Consider the following 16,683-nt stretch of genomic DNA (forward strand, 5'->3'; position numbering starts at 1 on the left):
GATGAAATATCTATCTGCAGCCGTTACTTTACTGGTTAGTGTACCGAGCATTGTCAGTGCTCAGGTCTGTTATGATGCAGCAACCGAAACAACCCCAACAAGCCGCTTTGTCACGCATATCGATGGTACTGTTAGCGATATTAAAACGGGTTTGATGTGGCAGCGTTGTACTTTTGGGCAAAGCTATAATAGCGATATTGATGCATGTGAAGGCACCAGCCAGCAATTAACATGGGGTGAAGCGCTACGTGGTGCTAAAAATGCTACATTCGCTGGTTATTCTGATTGGCATGTTCCTAATATTAAAGAACTTGCAAGCATCTTAGAGCATAGTTGTGTGCAGCCTAGCATTAACGAAACAGTATTTTTATCAACTAAGCTGCAAAACTACTGGAGTAGCACATCCGGTATAACTCGCAGTGATTTAGCGTGGGTGTATCAGTTTGATAAAGGTATCAACAGTTTACATGCTAAAACATCGGATATTTATTTACGCCTTGTACGTTACGAGAAGTAACGACTAATGGCGCTGAGCCGCGCTTGTTCGAGCGCGGTTTTTATATCGGCCCCTTTAATACCTTGTGCGATAAATTGCTGAGGGTTAACAGCCTTTGCTTGATTTGCTGCAAGTGTTAACGACTCATGGCATGGTACGGGGTGCTGTAAACTGATTTCTAACACTTTAAGTACCTGTTGAAAACGCTCTGGGCGTCGCCATAAATCAAGCTGGTTAAAGCAGTTAAAAACCTCGTCGCAACTAGGCTGTTCGCTAGCTAAAACCGCTTGATGGGTTTGCGCGTTAATAGCCAGATCGCGTACTTCATTCGGTAAGCGAATTGTATTTGCGATACTGTTAATTTCCTGACTAGATAAACTTAGCGTTACTTGGCTGAATAAGAGTGCAGTATCATGCAACTGATGGTTATTAGCATAATCGAACCGAGCTTTGAGTGTTTTATAAGTATCCTCATTCCACTGTTTTTCAAGCTCTGCACTGATCACACTCAGGCCACCAATACTTGCAAGAACATTTAAAAAATCGCTAAATGCACCATCGCTTAATGACTTTTCACACTCTAACCACACTCGCTCTGCAGTGAGGGTTGTAAGCTCACCCGCTTTAACCATAGCAATGAGCAACTGTTTAGTTTCGGGGGCAATGGTAAAGCCCAAGTAATGATACCGAGCAGCAAAACGCGCTACACGCAATATCCGTAATGGGTCTTCGCTAAATGCATCGGATACATGACGTAATACACGCTTTTTGATGTCATCTTGGCCACCGAATGGGTCAACTAAGCTGCCATCTTCGGCTTGAGCAATGGCATTGACGGTTAAATCACGGCGAATTAAATCTTGCTCTAGAGTTACCTCTGGAGTGAAATCACAGATGAACCCTGTATAGCCTTGCCCTTGTTTGCGCTCGGTGCGAGCAAGTGCATATTCTTCTTTGGTTTTTGGGTGCAAAAACACCGGAAAATCTTTGCCAACTTGTTGGAAACCTTGGTTTATTAGCTGTTCAGGTGTGGCGCCGACAACCACATAATCGCGTTCTTTAATTTCACGACCAAGTAGAGCGTCTCTGACTGCTCCACCGACTAAATAAACCTGCATAGATCACCTTCAATTTTGTGTTTTCAGTATTTTACGTTATTTGTTCAATAAAATGCGAACAAGGTTTTAAGTAGCGTTGTTTTTTGCCATTATAGGCGGTGATTTTAAACGCAAGGAATATCACGGTGTATTTAAGCTATTTCGGCTTGTCAGAAAAACCTTTTTCGATTGCCCCCAATCCTGAGTATTTATTTCTGAGTGAACGCCATAAAGAGGCGTTGGCACACCTTACTTATGGACTCGGTGAAGCGGGTGGCTTTGTGCTATTAACAGGTGAAGTCGGTACAGGTAAAACAACATTAATAAGAAGCCTGCACGAGCAGTTGCCTGAAAACACCCAAGTAGCGCAAATCCATAATCCAGCTTTGTCGCAGCTAGAGTTGCTTGCCAGTATTTGCGACGAACTGAAAATTGATTACGACAGTGACAATGCCACATTAAAAACCCTCACTGATGTGATTAAAAAGCACCTTGAGGCAAATAACCAAGCTGGTGGCCATACCATCTTAATTATTGATGAAGCGCAATTACTCGCACCAGATGTACTTGAGCAGTTGCGCTTACTGACCAACATCGAAACCGATCACAAAAAGCTGCTGCAAATTGTGTTAGTAGGGCAGCCAGAGCTACAGGAGCTTTTAAAACGTACTGAACTTCGACAACTTGCCCAGCGTATTACGGCACGTTACCACCTACTGCCACTGACTGAAGGGCAAGTATTTGCCTATGTCAAGCACCGCTTGTTTAAAGCGGGCACTGAGCAAGCCTTGTTTTCAGGTGATGCGTTAAAAGCGATTTATCAAGTTACTCAGGGCGTACCTAGATTAATCAATTTATTGTGTGAGCGTTGTTTGGTGGGGGCTTTTTCGCAGCAAAAACTTACCATAGACAGTGAGCTTGTGATGCGTTCAGCCGAAGAGGCATTGCCGCCAACCAGCACTGAAGTTATACCTAAAGGTGCTCGAGAGCCGAGCTATGTATGGCTTTACCCTGTTTCATTTTTAGCCGTATTAGGAATGGGTATTGGTTTATCCTACCTAATTTAACGAGTGATCAATTATGTCATTACTTTTAGATGCAATAAAACAATCGGCTCAACATGAGCAAACAGCCGTTGATCACGATCAGGCTGCTTTACAGCTTAAACAGCAGCAAGAGTTAACACGCTATAAGCGTTTAGCCTTTTCATTTGGGTTATTACTGGCTGCAATTTTAACGCTAATGGCTGGTTTTTCGATTGGTAAGTGGTTACAGCAAAGTAAGCCATTTGCTGAGCAGCCAGCACTAACAAATGAGAATGAAAAAGTACCCAGTGTGACAGCTGAAAATGTGTCGGGTTCTAAAGATCAAGAGCAACTTCAAACAGATAACTCTGTAGCTAAAGTACCGTCTGGTTCGCAACCTGTGGTGGCACAACAGCAAATGATGCAACAACCCCCTCAGCAACAAACCATGATGCAGCAAGTTCCTGTACAAGGTGCTCAGCAGTACCAATGGGTACAAGTGCCTGTAAACACAGTGCCAGTTTATGCAAATCAAGCACAGCCGCAATATGCTCAGCCAGTGTATCAAAATCAAGCCGCTTATCAGCCGCAGCCACAGTTTTCGCAACCGATGCAAATGCAGCAAGCTGCACCACAACCGACAAATAGTAATGGCATTGATTACAGTAAATACAAGGTACTTGGTAAGCCTCTTGATGAGAACGCCAATAATCAAACTAAGCAAGCTGAGCCTGATGATGAGTTAAACGAAGTGTCGGATTCGTTAAAAAAAGCTTTTGCGCAAGCGGTTCAGGATGTTGACCAACAACGTTCTTCGCAGGTAACGCATAGTACTAAAAATTCGTCTTATGCTGATCCGATAGAGCTGCTCCCTGAGTCTATTCAAAATGCAATTCCAACACTTAAATACCAAGCGCACATCTACGCATCTGAGCCATCAAAGCGTTGGATAAAACTCAATGGTCGTGAGCTTTATGAAGGTGATAATATCGGTGTGTTATCGTTAATCGAAATCACGCCAGAGCAGAGTTTACTTAGCTATGATGGCTATGAATTCACTTTAAAAGCACTGCAAGACTGGCCTGAGTAGCCAGTCATGATGAATCAAGCTTAAGGTAGAATTGAGCTTTTGAAAAAACGGATTAGATCGATGTTAAATTCACTCGGTCTGACCGCTGCTTCAAGGCTGTCGTGGCAGCGACTGTTTGCTAAATCGATATCTTGTACTTCTGTATATCGGGTATGTTTAGCGTGATAAAAGACTTTCACTTGAGGTTTAAGTGGGCTTGTTGGGTTGCTGCGAGTAACCACACCAAGTTTTTGGCTTTCTAGCCTTACCAATGTGCCAACTGGGTGAATACCAATGCATTGAATAAATTTAGTGACCAAATCACCATCGAAACTATCTGGGCAGCCATCTTTTAATATTTTGAATGCTTTGATTGGTTCCATTCCTGCCTTGTAGACTCTTTCTGCGGTCAATGCATCATACACATCAACAATCGAGGCCATACGTACATACAGGCTTATTTCATCGCCACTTTTACCAAAAGGATACCCACTACCATCTAAGCGCTCATGGTGAAAGCCTGCAATATCAACGGCAATACCACTGAGACCAGACTGCTCTAATATTTCTTTGCTAAAGCGCGCATGATTTTGAACGAGTTGGTACTCTTCATCAGTCAATTTACCTGGTTTATTGAGTATTTTATCGGGGATATTAATTTTGCCGATATCATGAAGTAATGCACCGGTGGCAAGTTCTTGAATAATCGATTTTTCGATACCTAAATGCTTTGCAAAAATGCTGATCAAAATAGACACGTTGATTGAATGCTCAAGTAAGTAAGCATCTTTTTCTCGCATGCGAGTGATACAGGTTAATGCATCTTGATTTCTAAACACAGAATCGATAAAACCGCTTGCTAGCTCTTGAAAAGGGGCAACATCAATTTTGTTTCCTTCTCGAATGTCTGCAAATGCTTTGCTTTGGAGTGATTTGGCTTCTGTATAAAGACTATTTGCTTTTGTCATCTCTGCCGACATACTGTGCGTAGTGTGCCATGGATCGAATGGCTCAGAAGAGACGGCTGGTGCTGCAGGTTTTGGTTTTTCAGTGATTTTATTGTCACTATCTAGATTTAGCGTTTTATCAGGATCGATTTCAATTTCTAAAATACCAGCTTGCTTAAGCTTATCAATACTGCCTTGTGTTTTTACCCAACCTTGGTTTTTTATACGGATCTTGCCTGTCTGTTTTGTCACGCCGTGAACAAACATGCCAGGTTTAAGTTGATTGATAGGGAGTGTTTTCAAGGCCTTTACTTCTGCTCAGATACAATACTATTAAACTAGCAGAAAATGTGTATTTCAGTAAATATTAATAGTACTTAATGGTGTTTTAAACTGCAGGGCAACCTTAAAAACGACTATAAAAAAAGCCCCCAGCTGATAAGCTGGAGGCCCCTAGAAGTGACAATAAGTTAGATAAACTTATTTACTCGTCGTCTTCAACCAATGTCATAAGTGATGTGTTACCACCTGACGCTGTCGTGTCGATACTGATTGTTTTCTCAGTTAGTAGACGTTTGATTAGCGTATCGTAGTACTCAGAGCTAATTACCGGCAGGATTGCACCTTTACGTTGTGCTAACTGCTGGCTGAAATAGCCTAAGCGAGATGAACGCGCGGCAACAACGGCACCAGCAAGGTGAGGATGCGCTAAAATAGCTTGTAACTGATTAGGTTTAGCTACTTGGAATACACCCTCTGCAATACCTGTTGAGATAAACTTATCTTTAAACGCCACAGCTTCGTCATAGAACAACTCTGAAGCAACAGTGATAACAGTATTACCAGCCGCAAGTGCTGTGATAATAGAAATTGCCCAGAAGTTAAATGACGTACTCTTATCTGCATAACATACTACGCAACCACGTGGTTCTAAGTGTAGCGTGTTTGACTCACCCGTAGGCCCAGGCAACACAGTATGTTTACGCATGTGCTTTTCAAGACGGTTAAGCTGCGCACGTGCATCAGCAAGGGTTAATGCTAAGTCATCAGCAAGCTCATCAATGATTTCAACGGTTGCAACTTTAGCAAGTAATTGACGCACAGCCGAAACTCGGTCATTTAACGGTGTTGAACGCCAGATCTTCTCATCACGTAATGAGTTTTCCATTAACTTAGCAACTTGCTCAGCCGCACCTGAATAGTGGTGAGTATCTAGCTCATCAGGTGTTAGGTTTGTCATTTGCACGTTATCTGGTGATGCTTTCTCTTTCACTAGACGTTGTAAGTAGTTAGGGCCACCTGCTTTCGGACCAGTACCTGATAGACCACGACCACCAAAAGGTTGAACGCCAACAATCGCACCAATCATGTTACGGTTGATGTAAACGTTACCTGCACGCGACATTTTCGCTAAGTATTCACAACGCTCTTCGATACGTGAATGCACACCCATCGTTAAGCCAAAGCCAGTGCCATTGATTTGATCAATCACGTTATCAAGCTCTGTACCTTTGAAACGGATGATATGTACACACGGGCCAAATACTTCACGTTTAAGCACAGATAAGTCTTTGATCTCATATAGACGAGGAGCAAAGAAATAAGCGCCATTTTCGTTGTTATCAGGAATTTCACACTCATAATGAAGTGTTGCGTTACCTTTTAGGTATTCAACATGTTCATTTAAATTTTTCAGTGCTTTTTCGTCGATTACAGGACCAATGTCAGTCGAAAGTAACGAAGGATCGCCAACATGTAGCTCTTTTAATGCGCCTTTAAGCATTTCGATAATGCCATCAGCAACATCTTCTTGTAAGAACAATACACGGAGTGCAGAACAACGTTGACCGGCACTTTGGAAACCTGAGCTGATCACATCGTCAACAACTTGCTCTGGTAGAGCCGTTGAGTCAACGATCATACAGTTTTGACCACCGGTTTCTGCAATTAGTGGTACTTGAATATCGTTACGCGCAGCAAGTGTTTGCGAAATAAGTGTACCTGTTTCTGTTGAACCTGTGAACATAACAGCTTGAATTCGCTCATCAGGAACAATTGTTTTACCTACATCGCTACCACGTGCGATAACAGGTTGTACAACGTGCTCAGGTAAACCAACAGATAACATAAGCTCGATAGTACGTAAGGCAATTAAGCTTGTTTGTTCAGCAGGTTTTGCAATAACTGTGTTACCAGTCACGATTGCAGCAGCAACTTGGCCTAAGAAGATAGCTAATGGGAAGTTCCATGGGCTGATACATAAGATCACACCACGTGCTTCAAAACGTTCATCTTGTGCTAATTCTTCAGCTCGAGCTGCGTAATAGCGGCAGAAATCAACGGCTTCACGAACTTCATCAATACCATCTTTGGTAATTTTACCCGCTTCTTTAATACAGATAGCAACTAGCTCATCGTGATGACGTTCTAGAATATCAGCAATACGGCGTAGTAAGTTAGCACGCTCTTTAACCGGTGTTTGTGACCATGATTCAAATGCTTTTTCTGCATTTTCTAATAATCCTGTCATCTCTTCAGAAGAGTGAAGTTTTACATGACCAATCACTTCTTTGTGATTTGCTGGATTCTTCACTGCTAGAGAGCCTTCAGGCACATCATTTAAATCAATACGATGCTCTGCAAACCATGCATCTAGATTTTCTTTAAATGGAGTGATGACATTGATATCAGTTAAGTCCATGCCTTTTGAGTTAGCACGTTCTTCACCATATAAATCAATTGGCATTTTAATTTGCGTGTTGTACTTGTTACGTAAACCTTGCAGTGTTTCTACTGGGTCAGGTAAAAGTGACTCAACAGGCTTAGTGGTATCAACAATCGCATTTACGAATGATGAGTTAGCACCGTTTTCTAATAAACGACGAACTAAGTATGCAAGTAAGTCTTCGTGTTGACCAACAGGCGCATAAACGCGACATTGAATTTTTTCTTGGGTTACGATTTGGTCGAATAACGACTCACCCATACCGTGTAAGCGTTGGAATTCAAAGCCTTCGTGGTCGCCTTTAGCAACTTCTAAAATAGTTGCTGCAGTGTAAGCATTGTGTGTTGCAAATTGCGGGTAAAGCACATCACGCGCTTCAAGTAGCTTGATAGCACAGGCTTTGTAAGAAACGTCAGTTGTCGCTTTACGAGTAAATACAGGGTAGTGATCTAAACCATCTTGCTGAGTAGTTTTGATTTCTGTATCCCAGTATGCACCTTTAACAAGGCGAACCATTAATTTACGGCCAACGCGACGAGCAAGATCAGCAACCCACTCAACCACAAAAATAGCGCGTTTTTGGTATGCTTGAACAGCTAAACCAAAACCATTCCAGTTACCTAAATCGTCATCACTAAATACAGCTTCAATAACATCTAGTGAGATATCTAAACGATCAGCTTCTTCAGCATCAACAGTGAAGCCGATGTCGTAGCTTTTCGCTGCAAGGGCAAGTTCTTTTAACTTAGGTACGATTTCAGCGATTACGCGCTCGCGATGAGTGAATTCATAGCGTGGGTGAATTGCAGAAATCTTAACTGAGATACCAGGGCTTTTGATAGGACCACGGCCATTTGCCGCTTTACCAATTGCATGGATAGCCGTCATGTAGCTGTTGAAGTAACGCTCTGCATCTTTCATTGTGCGAGCGCCTTCACCTAGCATATCGTATGAGTAAACGTAGCCTTTTTGTTCTTTATCTGCCGCACGTTCAATCGCTTCGTCAATGGTACGACCCATAACGAATTGCTTACCCATGATCTTCATCGCGAAGTTCACAGATTTACGAATAACAGGCTCACCTAAGCGACCAATGGTCTTTTTCAGCACACCAAATTGTTGTTCTTTAGACTTGTCGCTGTAGTTAACCATTTTACCAGTTACTAACAGACCCCAAGATGATGCATTTACAAATAATGAGTCACTGCTACCTAAGTGCGAACTCCAGTCACCTTTAGCAAGCTTGTCACGAATTAGCGACTCTTGCGTTGCTTTATCTGGTACGCGTAGTAGTGCTTCAGCAAGACACATTAAAACAACGCCTTCTTCACTTGATAATGAAAATTCGTTAAGTAGTGCATCTACACCGCTTTGACCATCCTGATCGCGACGGATATTTAAAACCATTTGACGAGCACGTTCCCACGCTCGGCTACGCGCTTTCACGCCTACTTCAGCCAAAGGCAAAATATGATCAATTACCGCGTTTTCATCAATACGGTAAAAATCACGGATTTTTTGTCTTATTGGACATTCAGTTGTCAAATCGCCATTAAATAGCATATGTAACCCTCTGGTGTGTGGAGTCGAGAAATACAATTAACGCATTTCTTGCCATTGATATATTTCGTGCATTCTAATTAAAATCCAGCAGAATATGCTGGTTATATTTTTCGATTTACGATAATTTACAGGGCATACCGTTAACTTAGCCGCATAAAATTCTGTTATGACTAGTCCGAATAGATTACGCATGTTAGATCGCATCGATTTAGCAATTTTAGACGCTCTGCAAAAAAATGGCAGAATATCTAATGTGAACCTGGCAAAACAGGTAAATTTAAGCCCAAGTCCATGTCTTGACCGTGTAAAGCGTCTTGAACAAGAGGGCTATATTGAAGGCTATTATGCCAAGCTAAGTGAAGCAAAACTAAATCAAAGTTTATTAGCACATGTACAGGTATCACTTGTCACATCGAATACATCGGTGTTTAAAGTATTTCGCGAATATATTTTAAATATCCCACAAGTTGTTGAGTGCGATATGGTCGCAGGTGGCTACGATTATTTATTAAAAGTACGAGTTTCAGATATGGATGAATATCGTCAGGTATTGGGTGATTTAGTTGATATACCGGGGGTAGGCACCCATCACACTTATATGGTGATTGAGAAAATCAAGCAAGACAGTGGTTTGCTCTTTGATATCTAAATTAAACAGACAATAAAAAAGCACCTAACGGTGCTTTTTTATTGTTGATAGATTATGCCCAACCATCATATCGCTTACGGCGCGACAACATAATGGTAAGGATAATACCTAACAATAAACCAATAAATGCAATTGCGCCGCCATAGGTAAGTAGCTGACGTTTTTCTTTTGCACTGGCTGTTTGTTTAGCGTTGCGCTCAGATTCAATTGTGTTTTTAAGCGCTTGGATTTGCTCACTTAGTGCTTGGTTTTGCTCTGTGAGGGTTTTATTTTGCTCTTGTAACTGAGGCAGTTCAATTTCTGCTTGGCGAAGTTGCTCTTGCATTAAAGTCATATCATTACTTAATGCTTGAAACTGCTGTTGAATACCTGCATTTTCAGTCACAAATTTTGCTTCTACCCAGCCTTCACGATCTTTGTCGTCACGGATTTTAAAATAACCATTATCTTCAGCTGACAGTAAAGTAACTTGAGTACCTGCATCAACCGAACCTAAAATACGGTAGTTTTTACTCGGACCAGAGTGCATAAAGGTGTAGAGGTTATCGACTATGTATGCGGTGTTTTCGTTACTGCTTGGCGCTTCTTCTGCGTAACTAATAAAAGAGGTGGCCGCTAGGAGCAACCCAAAAATACACTGTTTTAACATCAATCTACCTTGTTAACGTAACCATTGCCTAGAAATGGCCAAATTTATAATTTCTTTATGTATAGAGATAGTAGGGATTTCAACTATTAATAGCAAGGAAGATATTGTAATCCATAGCCAACCTCAAGATTAAAATTCAGGAAAAAGTTTGCATTAAGTAGCTGCTTTGTTTATTTTGATCACTTAATTATTTTAAATGTACTCCGCAAAGCGAATGGATACTGAGATAGAACTGAAGTTTTTGGTGTCAGATGCCGTTGTTCCACTGATCCCCGCATTAATTACTCAATTTGCAAAAACCGTTACAAACAAGCCCTCACGTAGCTTACAAAATGCTTATTACGATACACCAAGCCGAGAATTGCGCGCATTAGATATTGGTTTACGTACGCGTTGCTGCGATAACCAATGCGAGCAAACCATTAAGCTTGCAGGCGAAGTGGTTGGTGGTTTACATCAACGCCCTGAATACAACTTACCGCTTGAGGGTACGCGCCCTGATTTACTTGCTTTTGATGCTGCAATTTGGCCGCATGGTATGCAAGTTGGGTCAATAGCCGATAACCTATACCCAATTTTTAGTACTAATTTTATTCGCCGTACTTGGTTAATCGAAACTGACAGCGGTGCAAAGATTGAAGTCGTGCTTGATAAAGGTGAGATTTCTGCGTCGGGCAAAGTTGAACCCATTTCTGAACTAGAAGTTGAGCTAGTAGAAGGTAGTCGCCAAGAGTTATTTGCTTTAGCCGATAAGCTAGTGCGCGAAAGTAATGTGCGTTTAGGCTTATACTCTAAAGCAGCTCGTGGTTATCGCCTTGCTGATGACAATCCGTTAAAAGCAAGCAAATCAATTGGTTTTGTGCCGTTAAAGCGTGATGCAACGCAAGAGCAAGCGCTTATAGAAAGCATCAACTATGCAATTCGCTTTGTGCAAAAACATGAAGCTTGTTACTTCATCAAGCCAAGCCTAAAAACCCTTAAACGTGTGACCGATGGAATTCGTTTGATTCGCCACACCTTCTGGTTGTTTGATGACATAGTAAGTAAAGATGACACTGATTTATTACGTACAGAGCTAAAATGGCTGCTAAGCGAACTAGCGTGGGTAGAAAATGCAATTCAGCTAAAAACCTACACGTCTAAACGCCACGCTTATTATAAAAAAATTAATAGTGCGCCAGAACTCACGCAAGTTATCAACGACTTAAAACAGTTACAACCAAGCATCGAAGATGTACAAGAGCTGTTTCATAGTACTCGCTATAATCGTTTATTGTTACAACTAACTACATGGTTGATAGAAAAACAGTGGCGTAAATCATGGGGACAAGCTGAGTTTAAAGCGGCTGAAGAGCCCGTTGCTGATATTGCAAAACGTTTATTTGCTAAAGATTGGCACGATATGCATGAGCTCATTCCAGAGCAAAAAGTGTTTACAGACAAAGATTACTTAGCACTGCGCACGCGCCTAGAAAATTCTCTGCTTAGTGGAAATTGTTTAGGGGCGCTATTTAACAAAGACGACCGTAGTGAGTTTCGTATTCCATGGTTAGATATCTCTCATGGTATTTATGAACTAAGTACACTTGAGTATCTAAAACAGCTGTGTGCTGGTCATGAAGATTTAGAACTTGCAAAAATACAGTCTTGGTTGGATCAAAAATCTGAATTTTTAGTAAGTGCAATGGAGCAAAGCCGTCACGCTACATTTGACACAGACCCTTACTGGCTATAAATAAAGTGCGTCTTTGCTTAATAGTTGGGTTAGCTTGGCTGAGTTTATCTGCCTGTGCTAACCCAATTGAATGGCAAATCTACAAGCAACAAGACGACATCAAGGTTAGTTATAAAAAGCATGACACCGGCATAATAGAAATTAATGCTTCTGTGCTGGTTAAAAACGCCAAAGCGAGTGACTTTATGGCGTTATTAAGTGATACAGAAAACGCGCCTAATTGGCTCGAAAACGTGAAAAGCGTAACCTTATTGGAGCGCTTAAGTCCCTCAGAAACTCTTGTTTATACCCACTTTAATTCGCCTTGGCCGGTATCAGATCGAGACTTGGTGAGTTACTCTTGTTATCGCGCTTTAGGTGAGCATAAAACTGAGCTACAAATTAAAAGCCAGCCCTATGCAAAAGCAGAAGTGGCAGGGGTTGTACGAATTAAAAACCTCACTGCATATTGGCGCTTAGAGCAGCAACAAAGTAATTTGTTGGTCAGCCATCAAGCTTATGCAGATCCGAGTGGCTCTATCCCTTATTGGTTAAGTAACAAAGTGTCATTAAAAAGTGTTTATAAAACACTACAATCGCTCAGAGAGCAGTTAACTAATAATCAGTTTTCGCGCACCAAAACCAGCAGCATCCCCGGTAATTGCTAGCAATTAAAACAAGAGTCTTAGGGTGACAGTGTAAGAGTTTATTATTATGATCAGGTTAATTCTGAGGCAGTAGGTAAAAAATGAAAGAACCAAAAATCCCCCTGGTCAATAAGCCAAATGGCCTTGGTGTTGGACGCATTTTAAAAGCAACTAAATGCTCGATTAAAGGCTTTAAAGCGGCGTTTAAAGAAGAGTCTGCATTTCGTTCTGAAATTTATTTAGGACTGTGTTTGTTACCCTTGTCGGTCGTATTGGCGCAGTCACTTAATCACTGGTTAGTGTTGTTTATTCCCTATTTATTATTATTAATCGTCGAGTTACTTAACTCATCAATAGAAGCGCTGACTGACCGAGTTAGCATTGAGTATCATGTATTATCTGGGCGAGCCAAAGATATGGCCTCTGCTGCGGTGACATTGTCGCTGGTGATTTTAGCCTTGGTATGGGGTGTGGCTGTTTACGAAAAAATAGTTTCCTACCTTTAAATCAAACACAAAAAAAGCGCCGTTTGGCGCTTTTTTCATTTTATTTAACCTATTACAGGCCAGCAGCTGCGCGAAGTGCGTCTGCTTTGTCTGTGCTTTCCCAAGGGAACTCATTACGACCGAAGTGACCATAAGCCGCAGTCGGTTGATAGATAGGACGCTCAAGATCAAGCATTTGGATTAAGCCGTAAGGGCGTAGGTCGAAGTGCTCACGCACTAATTCGATTAGACGTGCTTCATCTAATTTACCTGTACCAAATGTTTCGATGCTGATAGATGTTGGCTCTGCAACACCGATAGCGTAAGAAACTTGTAGCTCACACTTGTCAGCAAGACCAGCAGCAACCACGTTTTTAGCAACGTAACGTGCAGCATATGCAGCTGAGCGGTCAACTTTTGATGGATCTTTACCAGAGAAAGCACCACCACCGTGACGAGCCATACCACCGTATGTATCTACGATGATTTTACGGCCTGTAAGACCACAGTCACCCATAGGGCCACCGATTACGAAACGGCCAGTTGGGTTGATGAAGAACTTAGTCGCGCTTGAGATAAGCTCAGCAGGAAGAACCGGCTTAATGATAGTTTCCATTACCGCTTCAACTAAGTCGTTTTGTGAGATTGAATCACAGTGTTGAGTTGAAAGAACAACTGCATCAATACCAACAGGCTTGCCATTTTCGTATGCAAACGTTACTTGAGATTTTGCATCTGGACGTAACCAGTTAAGCTCACCGCTCTTACGAACTTCAGCTTGACGCTGAACTAGACGGTGTGAATAAGTGATTGGTGCAGGCATTAAAACATCAGTTTCGTTACATGCATAACCGAACATTAAACCTTGGTCACCAGCGCCTTGGTCTTCTGGACGAGCACGGTCAACACCTTGGTTAATATCTGGAGATTGTTTACCGATAGTGTTTAGGATTGCACACGAGTCAGCATCGAAACCCATGTCTGAGTGCGTGTAACCGATTTCACGTACAGTTTTACGTGTAATTTCTTCGATATCTACCCAAGCGCTAGTAGTGATTTCACCACCAACCATAACCATACCAGTCTTTACGTATGTCTCACATGCAACACGGGCATGAGAATCTTGCTCTAAGATAGCATCTAGAACCGCGTCAGAGATTTGGTCCGCGATTTTATCCGGATGACCTTCAGAAACAGATTCAGAAGTAAATAAATGTTTTGCCATTGTATTTCTGCTCACAAATATTGCGCTCCACAAACGTCGGTAATAGCGCTAAAAAAATAAGGGGCGTATTTTATCTAAAACAAATATGTTTGCATAGTAATTTTACGCCTAGACGTCCATTTAAAATTACTAATAACGTATTGTTCTTAACAAACGCCCATAAACGGTGCATTTAATGCGGATTTTTAATTGCACTGTACCCTTACAATAAGTAAGAATGGAGCTTCATAAACAACCAGCGCAAATACATAAAGGTAGGAGAATTCATGCCATCACGCAAAGAACTTGCAAATGCTATTCGCGTCTTATCAATGGACGCAGTACAACAGGCCAAATCTGGCCACCCTGGCGCCCCTATGGGCATGGCAGATATCGCAGAAGTACTATGGCGCGATTATCTAAAGCACAACCCTACGAATCCAGAGTGGGCAGACCGCGATCGATTTATTCTTTCGAATGGTCACGGTTCAATGCTGATCTATTCTCTACTGCACTTAAGTGGCTATGACTTACCACTCGAAGAAATTAAAAACTTCCGCCAAATGCACTCAAAAACACCGGGCCACCCAGAATATGGTTATGCGCCTGGTATTGAGACCACTACGGGTCCATTAGGTCAAGGGATCACAAATGCTGTGGGCATGGCAATTGCCGAGAAAGCACTTGCTGCACAGTTTAACCGTGAAGGCCACGATATTGTTGATCACTACACCTATGCATTTATGGGTGATGGCTGTTTAATGGAAGGTATTTCTCACGAAGCCTGTTCATTAGCCGGTACATTAGGCCTAGGTAAACTAGTTGCGTTTTGGGATGACAATGGCATCTCAATTGATGGTGAAGTAGAAGGGTGGTTCAGTGACGATACACCAGCGCGCTTCAAAGCATACGGTTGGCACGTAGTAAGCGATGTAGACGGTCATAACCCTGATGCAATTCGCGCCGCTATTGAAGAAGCACGTAGCATTACTGATAAACCATCACTAATTTGCTGTAAAACAATCATTGGTTACGGTTCACCTAACAAATCAGGTAGCCACGACTGTCACGGTGCACCACTAGGTGAAGACGAAATCAAAGCATCTCGTGAGTTCCTAGGTTGGACAGGTGATGCATTTGAAATTCCAGCTGAAATCTACAGCGAGTGGGATGGCAAAGAAAAAGGTAAGCAACTAGAAGCTAGCTGGGATGAAAAATTTGCCGCTTATGAAAGTGCATACCCAGAGCTTGCAGCTGAGTTTAAACGCCGTACAAACGGTGAGCTACCAGCTGATTGGGCTGAAAAGTCACAAGCTTACATCGAAGAGCTACAAGCAAACCCTGCAAACCCAGCAACACGTAAAGCATCACAAAATGCACTAAACGCGTTTGGTCCGTTACTACCAGAATTCATGGGCGGTTCTGCTGACCTTGCTGGTTCTAACTTAACACTTTGGGATGGCTCAAAAGGCTTAGAAGCAAACGATGCAAGTGGTAACTACATTTTTTACGGCGTACGTGAATTTGGTATGTCAGCGATTATGAATGGTATTGCACTGCATAAAGGTTTTATTCCTTACGGTGCTACATTCTTAATGTTCATGGAATACGCACGTAACGCAGTACGTATGGCTGCACTAATGAAGCAACCAAGTATCTTCGTATACACGCACGATTCAATTGGTCTAGGTGAAGATGGTCCGACGCACCAACCAGTAGAGCAAATTGCAAGCATGCGTTTAACGCCTAACCTAGTGAACTGGCGTCCATGTGACCAAGTAGAGTCTGCGATTGCATGGCAACAAGCTATCGAACGTAAAGATGGCCCAACGTCACTTATTTTCACTCGTCAAGGTCTTGAGCAACAAGCGCGTACTGCACAGCAGTTAGCTGATGTGAAAAAAGGTGGTTATGTACTTAGCTGTGACGGTGAGCCAGAGCTTATCCTTATCGCAACAGGTTCTGAAGTACAGCTTGCACAAGATGCCGCTGCAGAGCTTCGTTCACAAGGTAAAAAAGTACGTGTGGTATCTATGCCTTCAACAGACTTATTTGATGAGCAAGACGCTGCATATAAAGAAAGCGTGCTACCAGCAAGCGTAACACGCCGCGTAGCAATCGAAGCGGGTATCGCAGACTACTGGTACAAGTATGTAGGCCTAAATGGCGCAGTAGTAGGTATGACGACCTTCGGTGAGTCAGCTCCTGCTGATGAGCTATTCAAGCACTTTGGTTTCACTGTTGAAAACATCGTAAATAAAGCAAACGCTTTGTTCTAAGCTTAAGCCACTAAAATTTAAAAGCCCGCCCTGTATGTCACAGTGCGGGTTTTTTTATGCCGGTTTTGGGAGCGGAATGAGTCCAACACACTCAGAGCTGTTAGGTTGGGTATAACGGATTGAAGTCCAACACA

The 16,683-nt window shown here is 42.2% G+C and carries 13 protein-coding genes; 8 read left to right on the plus strand and 5 right to left on the minus strand.

Going from position 1 to position 16,683, the window contains the following annotated elements; translation table 11 throughout:
* Nucleotide 1 precedes the first annotated feature (1 nt).
* Nucleotides 2-517 (plus strand): DUF1566 domain-containing protein, encoded by a 516-nt coding sequence (locus NH454_RS04125; protein WP_135926311.1) that lies wholly within the window; start codon nucleotides 2-4, stop codon nucleotides 515-517.
* Here NH454_RS04125 and NH454_RS04130 read toward each other — a convergent pair.
* Complete coding sequence (locus tag NH454_RS04130; RefSeq protein ID WP_253038282.1) at nucleotides 505-1,614, minus strand: tRNA nucleotidyltransferase; 1,110 nt, start codon at nucleotides 1,612-1,614, stop codon at nucleotides 505-507. The genes NH454_RS04125 and NH454_RS04130 overlap by 13 nt on opposite strands.
* A 125-nt stretch (nucleotides 1,615-1,739) precedes the next feature.
* Between NH454_RS04130 and NH454_RS04135 the strand changes: the two genes are divergently transcribed.
* Nucleotides 1,740-2,660, plus strand: a complete 921-nt coding sequence (locus NH454_RS04135) for an AAA family ATPase (protein ID WP_135926037.1) — start codon at nucleotides 1,740-1,742, stop codon at nucleotides 2,658-2,660.
* Nucleotides 2,661-2,673: 13 nt separating this feature from the next.
* Nucleotides 2,674-3,708 (plus strand): general secretion pathway protein GspB, encoded by a 1,035-nt coding sequence (locus tag NH454_RS04140; protein ID WP_253038283.1) that lies wholly within the window; start codon nucleotides 2,674-2,676, stop codon nucleotides 3,706-3,708.
* Between the two features lie 20 nt (nucleotides 3,709-3,728).
* Here NH454_RS04140 and NH454_RS04145 read toward each other — a convergent pair whose 3' ends face one another.
* Both NH454_RS04145 and putA read right to left on the minus strand, forming a co-directional pair.
* Nucleotides 3,729-4,937 carry an HD-GYP domain-containing protein gene (locus NH454_RS04145; protein WP_253038284.1) on the minus strand — a complete coding sequence of 403 codons (1,209 nt, stop codon included), beginning with the start codon at nucleotides 4,935-4,937 and terminating at the stop codon, nucleotides 3,729-3,731.
* A 181-nt stretch (nucleotides 4,938-5,118) separates the two neighbouring features.
* The gene (putA, locus tag NH454_RS04150; protein WP_253038285.1) at nucleotides 5,119-8,922 is read right to left on the minus strand and encodes a bifunctional proline dehydrogenase/L-glutamate gamma-semialdehyde dehydrogenase PutA; all 3,804 of its coding nucleotides are present in this window, start codon (nucleotides 8,920-8,922) and stop codon (nucleotides 5,119-5,121) included.
* A gap of 166 nt (nucleotides 8,923-9,088) precedes the next feature.
* On the opposite strand from putA, the gene NH454_RS04155 reads away from it, so the two are divergent.
* Nucleotides 9,089-9,571, plus strand: a complete 483-nt coding sequence (locus tag NH454_RS04155; protein WP_135926033.1) for a winged helix-turn-helix transcriptional regulator — start codon at nucleotides 9,089-9,091, stop codon at nucleotides 9,569-9,571.
* Nucleotides 9,572-9,623: 52 nt separating this feature from the next.
* Here the strand turns inward: NH454_RS04155 and NH454_RS04160 are convergent, their stop codons facing one another.
* The gene (locus NH454_RS04160) at nucleotides 9,624-10,220 is read right to left on the minus strand and encodes a TIGR04211 family SH3 domain-containing protein (RefSeq protein WP_135926032.1); all 597 of its coding nucleotides are present in this window, start codon (nucleotides 10,218-10,220) and stop codon (nucleotides 9,624-9,626) included.
* A 214-nt stretch (nucleotides 10,221-10,434) separates the two neighbouring features.
* Between NH454_RS04160 and NH454_RS04165 the strand changes: the two genes are divergently transcribed.
* From NH454_RS04165 to NH454_RS04175, 3 genes are all read left to right on the plus strand, one after another.
* On the plus strand, nucleotides 10,435-11,955 hold the full coding sequence (locus NH454_RS04165) for a CYTH and CHAD domain-containing protein (RefSeq protein WP_138557255.1): 1,521 nt from the start codon (nucleotides 10,435-10,437) through the stop codon (nucleotides 11,953-11,955).
* A gap of 5 nt (nucleotides 11,956-11,960) precedes the next feature.
* Nucleotides 11,961-12,602 (plus strand): START domain-containing protein, encoded by a 642-nt coding sequence (locus NH454_RS04170; protein WP_253038286.1) that lies wholly within the window; start codon nucleotides 11,961-11,963, stop codon nucleotides 12,600-12,602.
* Between the two features lie 80 nt (nucleotides 12,603-12,682).
* Nucleotides 12,683-13,087: a diacylglycerol kinase gene (locus NH454_RS04175; protein WP_253038287.1), complete on the plus strand. Its 405-nt coding sequence runs from the start codon at nucleotides 12,683-12,685 to the stop codon at nucleotides 13,085-13,087.
* Between the two features lie 52 nt (nucleotides 13,088-13,139).
* On the opposite strand, the gene metK is transcribed toward NH454_RS04175, so the two are convergent.
* Complete coding sequence (gene metK / locus NH454_RS04180; protein WP_135926028.1) at nucleotides 13,140-14,291, minus strand: methionine adenosyltransferase; 1,152 nt, start codon at nucleotides 14,289-14,291, stop codon at nucleotides 13,140-13,142.
* A gap of 266 nt (nucleotides 14,292-14,557) precedes the next feature.
* Here metK and tkt point away from each other — a divergent pair, with 266 nt between their 5' ends.
* Nucleotides 14,558-16,549, plus strand: coding sequence for a transketolase (gene tkt, locus NH454_RS04185; RefSeq protein WP_138557258.1), 1,992 nt, complete (start codon nucleotides 14,558-14,560; stop codon nucleotides 16,547-16,549).
* Nucleotides 16,550-16,683 lie beyond the last annotated feature (134 nt).

Origin of the sequence: Pseudoalteromonas sp. Ps84H-4 (genome assembly GCF_024124645.1) — a bacterium.
Classification (GTDB): Bacteria; Pseudomonadota; Gammaproteobacteria; order Enterobacterales; family Alteromonadaceae; genus Pseudoalteromonas; species Pseudoalteromonas lipolytica_C.